Raw genomic sequence first — 17,194 nt, 5'->3', positions numbered from 1 at the left:
TATGCTTATCCTTGCTATAGACACTGCTTCAATTTATTGCGCTGTTGCACTCCTTCGTCATAAATCTGTCATTGCCCGCATCAGCGAACGCATGAATAAAGGACATGCTGAAAAACTGATTGGATACATTGCACAAGTAACTGACCAAGCTAATATGCCTCTTAATCAGGTTGATCGCATTGCTGTCAATATTGGACCTGGATCCTTCACCGGTGTGCGTGTAGGTGTTTCAACAGCAAGAGCTTTGGCACTCGCACTCAAAATACCAGCTGTTGGTATCAGTGCAATGGAAGCATTAGCGGCACAGACAAGCAACAAAAATACTACCTCAGCAATCTCTGTTGTTATTGAAGCTGGAAGAGACATGTTCTATTATCAAAACTTTAATGAAGATCTTACACCTTTAGGGGCGCCTGGCTTAAAAACAATTGAAAATATTATCAAAGATTTACCACAGCAAACGACATTAACCGGTCCAGCAGCTGATATCATTGCGCTATACATAAAAAAGAATAAAGTAAACAAAACAATTGTGCAAAATAAAACCCTCTGCGAAGCAGCTGATATTGTAAACTATGCCCACCTTGCCGCAAACAAAAAGCCACAAAATCCACCCCGTCCACTCTATTTACGCAATGCTGATGCAAAACAACAAACAGGTTTTATTTTACCACGTAAAAAATGATGTTTAAATTTTCATTGATAAAAAAACATTTTTGGATTGCTCTCCTCCAAGCCGATGATAGTGCTTCCCTCCACCAAATTCATCAGCATTGTTTTACCCCTGCTTGGGAAAAACAAGCTTTTGATAATTTCTTAACAGATCACTCTATTTTCGGATACAAAGCCTCCTTCATTGGTCAACCAAATCAAATATTAGGCTTTTGTCTATGCCGTCTCATTCTAGATGAAGCAGAAATTATCACAATTGCTGTTCACCCTCATTTTCGTCGAAAAGGAATTGGTACCTTGCTTATCGATAGCACACTCCGCCATCTTCACCACGAACGCGCTATAAAACTGTTCTTGGAAGTAGAAGAAACAAATCTCTCTGCTTTAAACCTTTATCAACATTTCGAATTTCAAAAAGTTGCTAAACGACCTGCTTACTACCAGTCAAAAAATAGCCGCACAGATGCAATCATTATGCAAAAAACTTTTAAGCAAACAGATTGAGATCTGCGTGAAAAACATTTAAACATGCATCATGAATAAAGTAAATCCTAAAAATACGCCTCCAGTTACACCTAAAAAGGTTTTTATCAAAACCTATGGGTGTCAAATGAATGTGTATGACAGCCAGCGAATGACTGATAGTCTCCATTCACAAGGTTATGTTACGACACAAACACCAAATGATGCTGATCTTATTCTTGTTAATACCTGCCATATTCGTGAAAAAGCAGCAGAAAAGCTCTATTCTGATCTTGGACGTTTACGTGTGATGCGTCAAGAAAGAACACCTGATAAGCCTTTGATGGTCGGCGTAACTGGTTGTGTAGCACAAGCTGAGGGAAGTGAAATTTTGCGCCGTGCTCCAACAGTAGACCTCGTTATTGGTCCGCAAATGTATCATCGGTTGCCAGACTTGTTAAAAAAAGCCAAACAAGGAAAAAAAGTTATCGAAACAGATTATGCTGTTGAAGATAAATTTGCTCACTTACCACCTCATAATAAACGCGCTGTAAGAAAACGAGGCGTGAGTGCATTTTTAACAGTGCAGGAAGGCTGCGACAAATTTTGTACTTTTTGTGTTGTTCCTTACACACGCGGTGCCGAAATATCACGATCTGTCGAGCAAATTACTGAGGAAGCACGCCAACTCATTGAAGCCGGTGTCAAAGAAATTACGCTGCTTGGACAAAATGTAAATGGTTGGCATGGACAAAGTGCTAATGGAAAAACTTGGCGCCTTGGCGACCTTCTCTATCACCTTGCCAAATTGGATGGTTTAAAGCGTCTCCGTTACACAACCAGCCACCCGCGAGATATGGATGACAGCCTTATTGCCGCTCACCGAGACCTTGATATATTAATGCCTTACCTGCATCTTCCTGTTCAATCAGGTTCAGATCGTATCTTAAAAGCAATGAACCGCCAACACAAAAGCATTCATTATCTTCAGCTTATCGAAAAAATTCGTACCGCGCGACCTGATATTGCTTTTTCAGGTGACTTTATTGTAGGATTTCCAGGAGAAACAGATGAAGATTTTGAAGAAACTATTAAACTTATTAAACAAGTACAATACAGTTCAGCCTATTCTTTCAAATATTCACCGCGACCTGGAACAGTTGGGGCAACAATGAAAAATCATGTTGATGAAACTGTAAAAGATGCTCGGCTTCAACATTTACAAGTGCTTCTTCTTGAACAGCAAAATGCATTTTTACGTTCTAAAATTGGTCAAACAACTGATGTTCTCATTGAAAAAGCTGGGCGTCATTCGGGACAAATGGTAGGTCGTTCTCCTTGGCTTTTACCTGTTGCCGTAGATACAGAGTCCTCTACAGGCACTGTGATAACAATTCATATTAAAGACGTAAGCTCAAACAGTTTTGTCGGTGAAATAGCAAATGTGTAGATATGCCTTTCATACTTTGTATACAACATAGGCTTCAAAAAAAACCTTTTATTTTTGAGGAAAATGATTACATCTAAAGCTTGCACTTTATGCTTTATGCATAGAAAAATTGTTTTTTATAAAGTTTTTTCAAGAAAATGTGCAAAATTTATGTGAATACAGGAGAATAGGTTGAAAGCTTCAACCGAAAAAGGAAAGCGCGTTAAGGAAAAAATAAATGCTAACCCTGAAAATACGCGTATTTTCAGAAAAGCAAGCACACAAGATGTGAAGCATATTGTTTTAATTTTCGAAAATAATAGAGATGCGAAAGTAGTTTTTGGTAAACTCAACGAAAATCTTGTTTATATCGAACAAAAACTCGGACTCAGTATTCATCCACGTGGAAATGAAGTTCTCATCTGTGGAACTATTTCCGCTATAAAACGCGCGGAATATGTATTACAGCAGCTTTATGAACGCGCCAAAACACATCAAGAGCTCACTTTATCAGATACAGAAGGAGTGATTGCCATGGCAAATTTGCTACAAAAACAGCAAGAAACCTCCACAACACCCCAACCTACGAAAAAAACTATCGCTGCACGATTAAGTACCCATAAAAAAACAATCCATGCTCGAACTCCGACACAAGATGCTTATATACGTGCAATGGAACATAGCGAACTTGTATTCGGTGTAGGACCAGCAGGAACAGGCAAAACATACCTCGCTGTTGCTCATGCTGCAATGCTTTTGGAGCGTGGTATTATTGAACGAATTATTCTCTCACGTCCTGCCGTTGAAGCTGGAGAGCATCTGGGCTTTCTTCCTGGAGACCTAAAAGAAAAAGTTGACCCCTATTTACGTCCACTTTATGATGCCCTTTATGATATGATGCCTGCTGAGAAAGTAGAGCGCATTCTAGCTTCTGGTGTCATAGAAATTGCTCCTCTTGCATTCATGCGCGGGCGAACACTTACCCATGCTGCTGTTATTCTTGATGAGGCCCAAAATACCACCCCTATGCAAATGAAAATGTTCCTCACACGTCTTGGTGAAGGAACACGTATGATCATCACCGGTGATGTAAGCCAAATTGATTTGCCTAGCGGACAAAAATCAGGTTTAATCGAAGCAATACGCATTCTCTCACACGTAGAAAATATTGTCATTATTCGCTTCAATGAAAAAGATGTTGTGCGCCATCCCCTTGTTACCGCTATCGTCCGTGCTTATGATCATGATTCTGCTATACAAATTCAAGAAACACCATCCTCAAGCGCTTCATCAAAAAAGTGAGTTTGATTTGTCATGATTACTATTGATATAACCGTTGAGAGCTCTGGATGGAATGATGAGAAAACACTTTATAATATCACTGAAAAAATATTAAAAACAACAATGCATCATGTTTCATTGGACAATGTTATAAGCGAAATCAGTCTTCTTTTTACGGATAACAAACATATGGCACAGATCAACGCGCAATGGCGTAATAAAAACAAACCCACGAATGTGTTATCCTTTCCTGCTTATCCACTTAAAGCTGGAGATCCTCCTGGACCTATGCTTGGTGATATCATTATTGCACAAGAAACTGTTGCGCTTGAAGCAAAAAAAGAAGGAAAATTATTTCAGGATCACTTGGCGCATATGATTGTTCATGGTTTACTCCATCTGCTTGGCTATAACCATGAAACAGATGACGAAGCGCATCACATGGAAAAGCTTGAAAGAGAAATCCTTCAAAAGCTTTCCATAAAAAACCCCTATACTGAATTATCTTAAAATGATAAAAATAAGCCTTCTTAAATCGCTATCGCCATCATACAATTTAAAACCTCTTATGTCTCTATTATAAAAAGAAAGTTTGAAGATTTCAAAATTATGGCAAACAAAATAAATACACCAAGTAACAATCAGATATCTTCTCACAGTGAAGAACATGCCTCTCAACAGATACATCATCCAGAAAAAAACTCCCTACTGAATCATTTGTTTTCGTTTTTACGTGGCCGTAATTATAAGTCATTGCGCGATGATTTAACCGTTGCACTCAATACTAACAACGAAAAAGATACAACTCTCTTCTCACCTGAAGAACGTACTATGCTACATAATATTTTACGTTTGCGTGAAGCACGCGTTGATGATGTTATGATTCCACGTTCTGAAATTGAAGCATTAGAAATAAACGCCTCGCTTGGAGAAGCTCTTAAATGTTTTGCGAAAATTGGACATTCTCGCCTACCTGTTTATGCTGAAACTTTAGATGATCCACGAGGAATGATCCATATCCGCGATATTCTTAATTACATGACTCGTTTTATTGTTAACTCAACCCAAACCGAGCAGAAATTTGATTCACTCCAGTTAAATCATACGGATCTACACACTCCAATCGGTGAATTGGATTTGATTCGAACAGTTCTCTTTGTTCCTAGTTCCATGCTAGCAAGCAAATTATTAACACGTATGCAAACGACACGAACACAGATGGCTCTCGTTATTGATGAACACGGTGGCACAGATGGTCTCGTTTCTATGGAAGATATTGTCGAATTAGTCGTTGGTGATATCGAAGATGAACATGACAATGTAGACAATGCTATCGTGCGTGAACCCAATAACAAATGGCTTGTTGATGCAAGAACCGAACTAGAAGATGTAGAGGAAGCTCTTGGTCCTGATTTTATCGTAGGAGAATATGGTGATGACGTTGACACCATTGGTGGTTTAATTGTCTCTATTCTTGACCGTATTCCTGAAAAAGGTGAAGTCGTTGAAGCTGTTCCCGGCTATCGATTTCGTATTTTAGAAGCTGATAAACGCCGGATTAAGCGGTTGCGCATTTTTCGCATTCCAGAAAATGAAAATTTTGAAAACAATGCCACCCCTAAAAAATAACCAAACCTTTCTCAGCAATTTTACACTTTTCTTGTTTTCTGTTACTGGCTGGAAGCGACAAATGTGGGTGTTTCTCTGTGGTGCCTTTACTTCTTTTGCACTTCCACCTTTTTATTTGACACCTCTGTGCTTTTTAACTTTTCCCCTCTTTATTGTTCTCCTTGACTCAATCCATACTATCCAGAATAATAAAAAGCGCTTTCTTACCTACGCTCTAAGCTGTGGAATCTTTGGTTTTAGTTATTTTACTTGCAGCCTTTGGTGGTTGTGTAATGCTTTATTAACTGATCCGGTTTCTTTTGGTTGGGCAGTGCCGTTTGCCATTTTAGGCCCTCCCCTCTACCTTTCTCTTTATTGGTTTTTTTCTGGTTTTATTGTCAGTTTATTATGGACAAAAGGAATAGCACGCTTTTTTGTCTTAGCTTTTGCGCTAGGATTGGCAGAGTGGTTGCGTGCATTCTTATTCACAGGATTTCCATGGAATTCTCTTGGCTATACAGCGATGCCAACCCCTATGCTCATGCAATCCGATGCAATCGTTGGACTTTACGGAATGAATATTCTTGCTGTTTTAGTCTACAGTTTACCAGCAGTTTTATTAACAAACGAAAAAAAGAAAACCGCACTTTTTCTCTGCTTATCGCTTATATTCGTCCACAGTGGCTTTGGATTTTACCGCCTCAATAGCATGCCAAACACAGCTGATTACCCAAAAAGCAATTATTGGGTGCGCATTGTTCAACCTTCTATCCCGCAAGACATAAAACTAAACAATACTACACGAGAAGCTATATTCGAAACGCATATGAATCTGAGTGCAATACCAACAGCTGGAAAAAATCCAGAACCAGACTTTATCATATGGCCTGAAGCATCTATTCCTTACCTTCTCGATAAGAACTCTGATACAACAATGCGCATTGCCTCTCTTCTAAAGCCCCAACAATGGGCTATTATTGGTGCTATACGCACCAATGACAATCCTTCTCATGCACAAACACAATATTTTAATACAATTGCAACCATCAATGCTGAAGGTGATATTTTAAATACTTCTGATAAACTTCACTTAGTGCCTTTTGGTGAATATCTTCCCTATGAGAACTTCTTGAAAAAAATTGGATTACGTATTCTTGCTGATAACATTGGTGGATATAGCGCTGCCAGTGTGCGAAAAACCATCACGATGCCAAACGGTTTTTCCTATCTACCTCTAATTTGCTATGAAGTCATATTTCCCAATGAAATGACTTTTGAAGGCCCCCCTCCACAAGCAATTATTAATGTTACAAATGATGCATGGTTCGGTGCAACACCTGGACCATATCAACATCTTCAACAAGCACAGCTTCGTGCAATTGAACTGGGAATTCCCATTATCCGAGCAGCCAATAATGGAATATCAGCGGTTATTGATTCTTATGGACGAATCGTTGTAGCTCTCCGACAGAATGCTGTTGGCACTCTTGATACACAAATCCCATTACCCATTACTCCTGTAGGAAGCAATGAATATAGAATATTCACTACTTTTATCTTATTCATTCTTATGTTATTATGCCGTATTGGTTTTGGTTCTACAAAACAATTTAAGTGATCAAATGCCCAATTGCAGTATTGTGTTGCGCATACCGGTAATATTGGGAAAAAATGTTACATATTATTTTAATTATATGATAAACCAACCTCACATAAATCTGATGTTGGTTTAGAAGCAGAATGCTGGAAATAAAGAGTTGCATTATGACTGAAACTAGAAAAAAACCCGATCCTATAGATGTCTATGTTGGAACCCGTATTCGTTTACGTCGTAATATTTTAGGACTGACTCAAGAGAAACTCGGTGAAAAGCTAGGCATCACTTTCCAGCAAATCCAAAAATATGAAAAAGGTACAAATCGTATTGGTGCAAGTCGTCTTCAAGCAATTGCAGAAATTATGGATGTTCCGGTTTCTTATTTTTTTGATAAAGGCCTTCATACACAACATGCAGAAGGCTTCGCTGAAAGCGATAATGATTTTATGGATTTTTGCTCTAGCAGTGAAGGAATCCAACTCATGCGTGCTTTTACGAATATATCTGATGCTAAAGTGCGCCGAAAAATTATTGATTTGGCAAAAGCACTTTCTGAAGAAGATATGACAAATAAGCTATAAAATAAAAATGATATCTTTTCTCTCAGTTATCTTATAAATCAGCATTGACGATTTGCCATTGTCTTGGCAAATAGGAGCAACTTTAATAGGCAATTCATAACTGTTGGTTTTCTTTTTTGAAGGAGTTCCTATGCCGCATCAAGATTATCTTTTTACGAGTGAATCGGTATCGGAAGGTCATCCTGACAAAATTTGTGATCGTATTTCTGATGAAATCGTTGATATGATTTATAAAGAAGCACAAAAAACCGGTACAGATCCATGGATTGTGCGAATCGCTTGTGAAACTTTAGTAAGCGTAAACCGCGTTGTGATCGCTGGTGAAGTGCGTGTTCCTGATACACTTTTAAAAAGAGATAGAAATAAAGAACTCATCTACGATGAAACTGGTTGCCCACTCATTAATCCTACTCGTTTTCGTGCAGTAGCGCGTCGTGCTATTCGTGCAATTGGGTATGAACAAGCCGGTTTCCATTGGAAAACTGTTAAAATCGATGTTCTTCTACGCCCTCAATCAACTGATATTGCACGCGGCGTTGATAACGCCAGGGACCGGCATGGTGAAGAAGGTGCAGGTGATCAGGGTATTATGTTTGGATATGCTTGCCGTGAAACACCTGAACTCATGCCTGCACCTATTTATTATGCGCATAAAATTCTTAAACTTCTTGCTACGGCCCGCCATAAAAATGAAGGAGAGACTGGAAAATTAGGACCAGATGCCAAAAGCCAAATAACAATACGGTATAAAAATGGAAAACCTATAGAGGTAACCTCTATCGTTCTTTCAACACAACATTTAGATGAAAGTTGGGATTCCAATAAAGTACGTACAGTGGTTGAACCTTATATTCGTCAAGCTTTGCATGATATCCCCATTTCTGATCAATGCAGCTGGTACATTAACCCAACAGGAAAATTTGTTATTGGAGGTCCTCAAAGTGATGCTGGATTAACGGGACGCAAAATTATTGTTGATACTTACGGAGGTGCAGCTCCTCATGGTGGAGGCGCTTTTTCAGGCAAAGATACGACAAAAGTCGATCGTTCTGCAGCTTATGCTGCACGCTATCTCGCTAAGAATATTGTTGCCGCTGATTTAGCAGATCGATGCACCATTCAACTCTCTTATGCAATTGGCATTGCACAACCCTTATCTATTTATCTTAATCTCCATGGAACAGGAAAAGTCGATGAGAAAATTATCGAAGCAACTATTCGCAAAATAATGGACCTTTCACCCACTGGCATTAGAAAACATCTTGACCTCAATAAACCTATTTATACAAAAACAGCCGCCTATGGTCATTTTGGACGTAAGCCACAACTTGATGGTTCATTTTCATGGGAAAAAACTGATCTTATTGAAACTCTTCAAAAAATGATTAAAGTACCATGATTGAGCATAATATACGTATGCGTGAAGCCTTCTTTGGTCGCCGACAAGGAAAGCGACTAAGAAACAGTCAACTTGCACGTATAAATACGATTCTTCCAACTTTTAAGATTGATTTAAACACCCCTTCACCCCTCGACTTAACATCCCTATTTTGCGATAAAGTAACAGAGGTCCGGCTGGAAATTGGTTTTGGTGGAGGTGAACATTTACTTCATGAAATGGACCATTTTCCACAAACTGGTTTTATTGGTATCGAGCCCTTTATCAATGGTATGGCAAAAATGTTATTGTCTCTTGAACAGCATAAACAGTATCAAAACCATATTCGCCTTTATGATGACGACGCTACACATCTTCTTGATTGGCTTCCAAATACATCACTTGATGGGATAGATCTTTTCTATCCTGATCCATGGCCTAAAAAAAAGCATTGGAAAAGACGTTTCATTAACATAAAAAATCTGAATCGTTTCGCTCGTGTTCTTAAAACCGGTAAAAAATTTCGCTTTGCTAGCGACATAGATGATTATGTAAACTGGACCCTCTACCATTGTGCACAGCATAATCATTTTGAGTGGGAAGCAGAAACCTCTAAGGATTGGAAAACTCCTTATCCGCTATGGTTAAGAACACGTTATGAAGAAAAAGCTCTCCGCGAAGGGCGGACACCTACCTATCTTACCTTTATCAAAAAATAAATCATAAAACGCCTTTCTTATAAACAACTTGAAAAGTTTTGAATTTAAGAGTATCAGTATCTAAATTCTTGGTCTTATGATGAGGAGTGGGACGTTGGACCCGCTCTTTTTTAATGTCATAAAACTGATGAAAATGACTTGGACAAAATATATGAACGAAACTGAAAAAATAAGCGTTCTTGACGAACCTCGTCTTTTTGAAGAAAATGGCGTTGAGGCACATGTTGCTGCTCTTGTCTTGCCATTGCTTAAACCATTAGGTTTTCGTTTAGTTCGTGTGAAACTGCTTGGCCTGAATGGTTTAACTCTTCAGATTATGATTGAACGCGCAGACGGCTCTATGACCGTGGAAGATTGTGAAACTGTTAGTCGCACTGTTTCTCCCCTCTTGGATGTACAAAATGTTATTGAACGCAAATATCACTTAGAAATTTCATCTCCTGGTATTGATCGTCCACTAGTAAGGAGATCTGACTTTTTTCATTGGCAGGGGCATCTTGCAAAAATTGAAACCAAAACAACAATTGATGGGCGCCGAAAATTTCGTGGAACACTTACAAATGTCACAGAAGACGGATTTATTTTAAACGCTGATAAAGCCGCGTATGGAGAAGCTATGTATACCTCTATCCCCTTTTGTGATATTATAAACGCGCATTTGGTCCTTACCGATGAACTTATTCGCGACGCATTGAAAAAAAATAAAGATTTAAGTCAACAATTAATTCCCGAAGATAATTCTCATGTCTCGAAAAAGACATCACAATACAAGAACTAATATCATTGGGAAATGCCCGTCGAGTGGCACAAAGAAGGAGAAAATTGATGGCTACAAGCGCTAACAGGCTTGAAATTCTGCAAATTGCAGATGCTGTTGCACGTGAAAAGTCAATTGATCGTGAAATTGTTATTTCTGCAATGGCTGATGCTATTCAGAAAGCAGCACGTTCTCGTTATGGTCAAGAAACCAATATCCGTGCTGAAATAAACTCCAAAACAGGTGAAATTAAATTACAACGCCTGCTTAAAATTGTTGATATTGTTGAAGATTATACAACTGAAATTACTTTGACCGATGCACTCAAACGCCAAGAGGATGCAAAAATTGGTGATTTTTTTGCTGATCTTTTACCTCCTATGGACTTTGGACGTATCGCAGCGCAATCCGCTAAACAAGTGATTGTCCAGAAGGTACGTGATGCAGAGCGTGATCAGCAATACGAAGAATTTAAAAATAAAATTGGTGAAATTATTTCTGGTACAGTAAAGCGTGTGGAATATGGCAATGTTATCGTTGATTTGGGTCGTGGTGAAGCTATCGTGCGCCGTGATGAATTAATTCCACGTGAATCTTTCCGCTATGGAGATCGTATTCGTGCCTTTGTCAATGATGTACACCGTGAATCACGTGGTCCGCAAATTTTCCTTTCACGTACACATCCTCAATTTATGGTGAAACTTTTCACTATGGAAGTACCAGAAATTTATGATGGTATTATAGAAATTAAGTCCGTTGCCCGCGATCCAGGTTCTCGTGCTAAAATTGCTGTTGTCTCACGCGATGGTTCCATTGATCCTGTTGGAGCATGTGTTGGAATGCGAGGAAGCCGTGTTCAGGCTGTTGTTGCAGAATTACAAGGTGAAAAAATTGATATTATTCCTTGGTCTCCTGATGCTGCAACATTTATTGTCAATGCACTACAGCCCGCTGAAGTTTCGAAAGTTGTTCTCGATGAAGATGCGGAACGTATTGAAGTTGTCGTACCTAATGACCAACTCAGTCTTGCCATTGGTCGTCGTGGACAAAATGTTCGCTTAGCTTCTCAATTAACAGGATGGAATATTGATATTTTAACGGAACAGGAAGAATCTGAAAACCGTCAAAAAGAATTTACTGAACGCAGTAAACTGTTTATGGAATCCTTAGACGTTGATGAGATGATTGGGCAAGTTATGGCATCAGAGGGTTTTTCTTCCATCGAAGAAATCGCCTATATTGATCTCGAAGAAATTGCTTCCATTGATGGTTTTGATCATGAAACTGCTACTGAAATCCAAAGCCGTGCACGCGAATATCTTGAACATAAAGAAAAAGAGCTTGATGAAAAACGCAAAGAGCTCGGTGTTTCTGATGAATTGCTAACAATTCCTGGACTGACAAGTGCTATGTTGGTTGCTATTGGCGAGGATGGTATAAAAACAGTAGAAGATTTTGCTGGTTATGCAGTCGATGATTTGGTTGGCTGGAGAGAACGTAAAGAAGGTCAAACACAGAGTTTTTCTGGTATACTGACCCCATTTGATATTACACGTGCTGATGCAGAAGCTATGGTTTTAGCTGCACGTGTGCAAGCAGGTTGGATAGACAAAGCTGATCTTGTTACAGAAACTCCTGCAGAAAATGAAAATTCTGCAAAAGATGAAAAAAGTGATAATTTGGACGTGGATACAATTTAAATGAATGAACGGACCTGCATTGTGACAAGAAAAAATGCTTCAGCCGAAACGCTGATCCGTTTTGTTATTGGTCCTAATAATCAAATTGTCCCTGATCTTAAATCCAATTTGCCTGGGCGTGGCGTTTGGGTTTCTGCTCGCCATTCCGCCATTGAAACAGCAATCAAACAAAACGCTTTTAAGAAAAAATTTAAAACAGATGTTGAGGTTGCACAAAATCTTGCGCATATTGTTGATACACTTTTGCTAAAGTCCACTCTTTCAAGCCTTTCCATGGCGCGAAAAGCAGGTGCGATTGTCATGGGAGCAACAAAAGTTGATGCAGCTATCCGTTCGGGCCAAACTCTTCTCGTGCTTCACGCTAAAGAAGCTACAGAAGATGGAAAACGAAAAATTGCACAAGCCATTCATACAATACAACAACAAACAAATCGAAAGATAAAAACCATATCTTTATTCACAAGTGATGAAATGCGGGTGGCTTTTGGTGCTAATCCTGTTATGCATGCGGCCTTATTGGATACCAAAGCTGCTGAAGGATTTCTCAAAACGATACATAAACTGCTCGCCTATCGTGATGACACGCACAGCAAGCCTGGTGAAAAAACGGCACAAGCCGTGAAGGAAGTACAATGAGTGAAAAGAATAACGACAAGATAACAGTCAAGAGGACACTAACCTTAAAACGGTCAGTCCTAGAAACAGGTACGGTCAAACAAAATTTCAGCCATGGCCGTACAAAGGCTGTAGTTGTCGAAACCAAACGGCGCAAAATCACGCGTCCTGACGAAAGAGTTGAAATACAACAGCCAATTACAAAGCCCCATGTAGCTTCTCAACGTTCTAAACCGCGATTCGAAGAAGCAAAACCTCAGAAGCCCGTCGCTAAAAGCAATCTTTCATCTGCTGAAATGCAAGCAAGACTTCGTGCATTAGAAGAAGCACATATCCAAGAAAAAATAACACGTGAACAAGCCGAAGAAGAAGCAAGACGAGCAAAAGAACGTGAAGAAAGTTTGCAGCAGTCAATTCAAGAAACAGAAATACATCAAGAAGAAGAAAGTCTACCAGAACAGACTCCACCTCCTCCTTCCATTCCCTCTTTCGTAGAACCAATTGATATCCCTATTCCATCTAAAAATACAACTGTCATCGAAAAACGTAAAGTAGATGAAAATAAAGAAGATGATCGACATAGCCGACGTGTGAACCCTGCTAAATTAGAAGTGCGTGCACCTAAAGTTGTAAAAGGTGCTGATGAACGACGCCGTGGGAAGCTAACTCTTAATAGTGCTCTGGATGAAGAAGGGAGCGCGCGTGGACGTTCAATGGCTGCAATGCGTCGCAGACAGGAGAAATTTAAACGTGCACAAAACCAAGAACCGAGAGAAAAAATTTCTCGTGAGGTTGTTCTTCCTGAAACTATTACGATTCAAGAACTTGCACAGCGTATGACTGAACGCTCTGTTGATGTGATTAAATTCCTCATGAAACAGGGACAAATGATGAAACCGGGCGATATTATTGATGCCGATGTTGCTGAACTTATCGCTGTTGAATTCGGTCATACTGTTAAACGTGTTCTAGAATCTGACGTAGAAGAAGGCATCTTTAATGTCGCTGATAATCCACAAAAAATGCGTCAACGTCCGCCTGTCGTAACAATTATGGGCCATGTCGACCACGGAAAAACTTCTCTTCTTGATGCTATTCGGAAAGCAAATGTTGTTTCTGGTGAGGCAGGTGGAATCACACAACATATTGGTGCTTATCAAGTGGAACAAAATGGTCAAAAAATTACCTTTATTGACACACCTGGACATGCCGCCTTCACAGCGATGCGTGCTCGTGGAGCGCGTGTTACAGATATTGCTGTTCTCGTTGTAGCTGCTGATGATAGTGTCATGCCGCAAACAATTGAATCAATCAATCATGCTAAAGCAGCTGGTGTGCCCATTATTGTTGCTATCAACAAAATTGATAAACCAGCTGCTAATGCTCAAAAAGTACGCACAGAACTTCTACAACATGAAGTGTTTGTTGAAACCATGGGTGGAGAAACTTTAGAAGTCGAAGTTTCTGCTAAAACCGGTCAAAATCTTGATAAACTTCTCGAAGCTATTCTTCTTCAAGCTGAAATTCTTGATTTAAAAGCAGATTCTCAACGAACAGCAGAAGGCGTCGTCATTGAAGCTAAACTGGATCGAGGACGTGGATCTGTTGCAACGGTTCTCGTTCAAAAAGGAACGTTGCACCCTTCTGATATTATTGTTGCCGGCAATGAATGGGGACGCGTACGCGCTTTGATTGATGACCATGGACGCCATATTAAAGAAGCGCTTCCCTCTACACCCATTGAAATTTTAGGTATGCAAGGAACACCACAAGCTGGTGACAGATTTGCTGTTGTCACGCATGAAGCAAAAGCACGCGAAATTGCGGAATACCGCCAGCGGTTAGCACGTGATAAAGCTGTAGCCCGACAAACGGGTTCTCGTGGTTCTCTTGAACAAATGATGACGAGGTTACAAACCACTGGTGTTAAAGAGTTTCCCCTTATTATTAAAGGTGATGTACAAGGGTCAATTGAGGCGATCGCTTCAGCATTAGAAAAGCTAGGAAATGAAGAAGTTCGTGCACGCATTGTGCATTCTGGCGCGGGTGGTATCACTGAAAGTGATATTTCTCTTGCGGAAGCCTCTAACTCAGCTGTGATTGGCTTTAATGTTCGCGCCAATAAACAAGCGCGTGATTGTGCTAAAACACAAGGAATTGAAATTCGCTATTACAACATCATCTACGATCTTGTTGATGATATAAAAGCCGCTATGTCAGGGTTACTCTCACCAGAACAGCGTGAAACTTTCCTTGGTAATGCTGAAATTCTAGAAGTCTTTAATATCACCAAAATCGGAAAAGTTGCTGGATGTCGTGTTACAGAAGGTAAAATAGAACGGGGAGCTGGTGTTCGCCTTATCCGTGATAATATTGTTATTCACGAAGGGAAACTGAAAACACTCAAACGCTTTAAAGATGAAGTCAATGAAGTGCAAAGTGGTCAAGAATGTGGAATAGCATTTGAAAACTATGAAGACATGCGCGCAGGAGACATCATTGAAACTTTCCGCATCGAACATATTAATCGCACATTATAAAATAATCCAATGGCTTTATTCCTAAAAATGAAAAAAGTTATTGGGGTTTATGTGCAAGTGCTTCGTTCTTTTTAAATCTTTTAAGATGATCAAAAGAAAAGTAATTGTAACAAGGATAAAATTTCGATGAAAAATGCAGGGCCATCACAACGGCAACTCAGAGTAGGAGAACAAGTGCGCCACGCAGTATCCCATGTACTACAGCGCGGTGTTTTACTTGATGATGTCTTGAAAAATATGGTGATTTCTGTCTCTGAAGTACGCATGTCACCAGATTTAAAAATTGCTACCTGCTTTATTTCTCCCCTCAGCACTCTCAAAAATGCGTCTTATGATTGTGTCGTTGATATCCTCAATAAACATAGCCGTTTTATCCGTGGAGAAATTAGTCACGCATTGCGTCAAATGAAATATATGCCTGAACTGCGTTTTCGACTTGATAGTAGTTTTGATAATTTTTTAAAAATTGATACCCTGCTTCGCTCACCTGAGGTAGCCCGCGATCTTCACCATAGTGATAAGCTTGAGGATTAGAAATATGGCACGGCAACATAAAAGAAAAGGCCGTTCTGTTTCTGGCTGGGTCATATTTGATAAACCAAATGGAATGAGATCAACAGAAGCTGTTTCACAAATCAAATGGCTCTTTCATGCACAAAAAGCAGGACATGCAGGGACACTGGATCCTCTTGCTTCTGGTCTCCTACCTATTGCATTGGGCGAAGCAACTAAAACCGTACCTTATGTGATGCAAGGTACCAAAACCTACCGTTTTCAAATCGCTTGGGGAGAAGAGCGTTTAACAGACGATCTCGAGGGGGAAATAACAAAAACATCTCTCAAACGTCCAACACAAGAAGAGATACTCGCTCTTCTTCCTCAATATACAGGTGTTATTTTACAAACACCTCCACAATTTTCGGCAATTAAAATTTCTGGTAACCGCGCCTATGATCTAGCCCGAGAAGGTGAGATTGTTGACATTCCACCGCGCCAAGTGGAAATAGAAACTTTTAAATTAATAGAAAATCCTAACAAAGATTGTTCACTCTTTGAAATAACCTGCGGAAAAGGAACCTATGTGCGCTCCTTAGCGCGCGATATGGGACGTGATCTTGGTTGTTATGGGCATATTGCTGATTTAAGACGTATCGCAGTGGCTCCCTTTGGCGAAGATGATCTTATCACATGGGACGAATTAAAAGCGGTAGCACTGGAAAAAAATGCAACAAATGAGAATGATACTTCTTCCAAAAGAAACTTTTCAACACTTGATGCACTTTTAATTGAAACAGGCGCCGCACTGGATTGCCTCTCTCATTACACCCTTAGCGAAACCCAAGCACAGCGGGTCATGATGGGCATTCCTATACCTCTTTGTCATCACGAGGTACCTCTTGATGAAGATGAGGTTTGTGTCATCTACAAAGGCCAACTTCTTGCTATAGGCTCTCTCGATAAAAGCTTGTTCAAACCAAAGCGGATTTTCACAATTTGATTCATAACAGCCTCTTAAAAAGATATTCTTTATATCAATCAAACGAAGAAGCTTTTTTCATTGCTTTACCCTTTTATGATAATCCATATCAATCCTCAATTCGTGAGGTATGCATAAGTCGAACCTTTTCTTGTTATAAATAAAAAAGCACAAGAATTTGTTTTTGTTGTTTTAAATTATTTCTGATCATTACTGGATATACGTGCATATCTTTAGTGTTAAGAAAATTTTATAGAATGGGAAAGGCTTGAGTTTAAATAAAATACAACACTTATAATCTTCGACTGTTTATTCAACAGAAATCTATCCTCAACTTACCAACGGCATAAAGTGCTCATTGAAATATCTCTTTTTTCT

16 protein-coding genes are annotated in these 17,194 nt (G+C 39.5%); all 16 read left to right on the top strand.

The window, feature by feature from the left end; translation table 11 throughout:
- Position 1 precedes the first annotated feature (1 nt).
- Complete coding sequence (tsaB, locus tag NPX99_RS02030) at positions 2–685, top strand: tRNA (adenosine(37)-N6)-threonylcarbamoyltransferase complex dimerization subunit type 1 TsaB (RefSeq protein WP_269030101.1); 684 nt, start codon at positions 2–4, stop codon at positions 683–685.
- Complete coding sequence (gene rimI / locus NPX99_RS02025; RefSeq protein WP_269030270.1) at positions 685–1,176, top strand: ribosomal protein S18-alanine N-acetyltransferase; 492 nt, start codon at positions 685–687, stop codon at positions 1,174–1,176. Before tsaB ends, rimI begins: the two co-directional genes overlap by 1 nt.
- Before the next feature lie 31 nt (positions 1,177–1,207).
- On the top strand, positions 1,208–2,584 hold the full coding sequence (gene miaB, locus NPX99_RS02020) for a tRNA (N6-isopentenyl adenosine(37)-C2)-methylthiotransferase MiaB (RefSeq protein WP_269030100.1): 1,377 nt from the start codon (positions 1,208–1,210) through the stop codon (positions 2,582–2,584).
- A 171-nt stretch (positions 2,585–2,755) separates the two neighbouring features.
- The gene (locus NPX99_RS02015; RefSeq protein ID WP_269030099.1) at positions 2,756–3,865 is read left to right on the top strand and encodes a PhoH family protein; all 1,110 of its coding nucleotides are present in this window, start codon (positions 2,756–2,758) and stop codon (positions 3,863–3,865) included.
- A 12-nt stretch (positions 3,866–3,877) separates the two neighbouring features.
- A complete protein-coding gene (gene ybeY, locus NPX99_RS02010) occupies positions 3,878–4,354 on the top strand; it encodes an rRNA maturation RNase YbeY (RefSeq protein ID WP_269030098.1) in 477 nt (158 codons plus the stop codon).
- A gap of 99 nt (positions 4,355–4,453) precedes the next feature.
- A complete protein-coding gene (locus tag NPX99_RS02005; RefSeq protein ID WP_269030097.1) occupies positions 4,454–5,473 on the top strand; it encodes a hemolysin family protein in 1,020 nt (339 codons plus the stop codon).
- Positions 5,436–7,070, top strand: a complete 1,635-nt coding sequence (lnt, locus tag NPX99_RS02000) for an apolipoprotein N-acyltransferase (protein ID WP_269030096.1) — start codon at positions 5,436–5,438, stop codon at positions 7,068–7,070. Before NPX99_RS02005 ends, lnt begins: the two co-directional genes overlap by 38 nt.
- 146 nt (positions 7,071–7,216) lie before the next feature.
- The gene (locus NPX99_RS01995; protein ID WP_269030095.1) at positions 7,217–7,630 is read left to right on the top strand and encodes a helix-turn-helix domain-containing protein; all 414 of its coding nucleotides are present in this window, start codon (positions 7,217–7,219) and stop codon (positions 7,628–7,630) included.
- 130 nt (positions 7,631–7,760) lie between these two features.
- Entirely contained in the window at positions 7,761–9,029 is a 1,269-nt protein-coding gene (metK, locus tag NPX99_RS01990) for a methionine adenosyltransferase (protein ID WP_269030094.1), read from the top strand.
- A complete protein-coding gene (locus tag NPX99_RS01985) occupies positions 9,026–9,727 on the top strand; it encodes a tRNA (guanine(46)-N(7))-methyltransferase TrmB (RefSeq protein WP_269030093.1) in 702 nt (233 codons plus the stop codon). Before metK ends, NPX99_RS01985 begins: the two co-directional genes overlap by 4 nt.
- Positions 9,728–9,854: 127 nt before the next feature.
- Positions 9,855–10,505 carry a ribosome maturation factor RimP gene (gene rimP, locus NPX99_RS01980; RefSeq protein WP_269030269.1) on the top strand — a complete coding sequence of 217 codons (651 nt, stop codon included), beginning with the start codon at positions 9,855–9,857 and terminating at the stop codon, positions 10,503–10,505.
- Positions 10,506–10,552: 47 nt separating this feature from the next.
- Positions 10,553–12,184 carry a transcription termination factor NusA gene (gene nusA, locus NPX99_RS01975; RefSeq protein WP_269030092.1) on the top strand — a complete coding sequence of 544 codons (1,632 nt, stop codon included), beginning with the start codon at positions 10,553–10,555 and terminating at the stop codon, positions 12,182–12,184.
- A complete protein-coding gene (locus NPX99_RS01970; protein WP_269030091.1) occupies positions 12,185–12,820 on the top strand; it encodes an RNA-binding protein in 636 nt (211 codons plus the stop codon).
- Positions 12,817–15,339, top strand: coding sequence for a translation initiation factor IF-2 (gene infB, locus NPX99_RS01965; protein WP_269030090.1), 2,523 nt, complete (start codon positions 12,817–12,819; stop codon positions 15,337–15,339). The genes NPX99_RS01970 and infB overlap by 4 nt, the downstream gene beginning before the upstream one ends.
- Before the next feature lie 126 nt (positions 15,340–15,465).
- Entirely contained in the window at positions 15,466–15,873 is a 408-nt protein-coding gene (gene rbfA, locus NPX99_RS01960; RefSeq protein ID WP_269030089.1) for a 30S ribosome-binding factor RbfA, read from the top strand.
- 4 nt (positions 15,874–15,877) lie between these two features.
- Positions 15,878–16,837 (top strand): tRNA pseudouridine(55) synthase TruB, encoded by a 960-nt coding sequence (gene truB, locus NPX99_RS01955; RefSeq protein WP_269030088.1) that lies wholly within the window; start codon positions 15,878–15,880, stop codon positions 16,835–16,837.
- Positions 16,838–17,194: the final 357 nt, after the last annotated feature.

The sequence above is a fragment of the Bartonella sp. 220B genome, assembly GCF_026930205.1.
GTDB lineage: Bacteria > Pseudomonadota > Alphaproteobacteria > Rhizobiales > Rhizobiaceae > Bartonella.
Note: the sequence above shows the minus strand (reverse complement) of the source record. Positions and strands in the feature narration are given on the sequence as shown.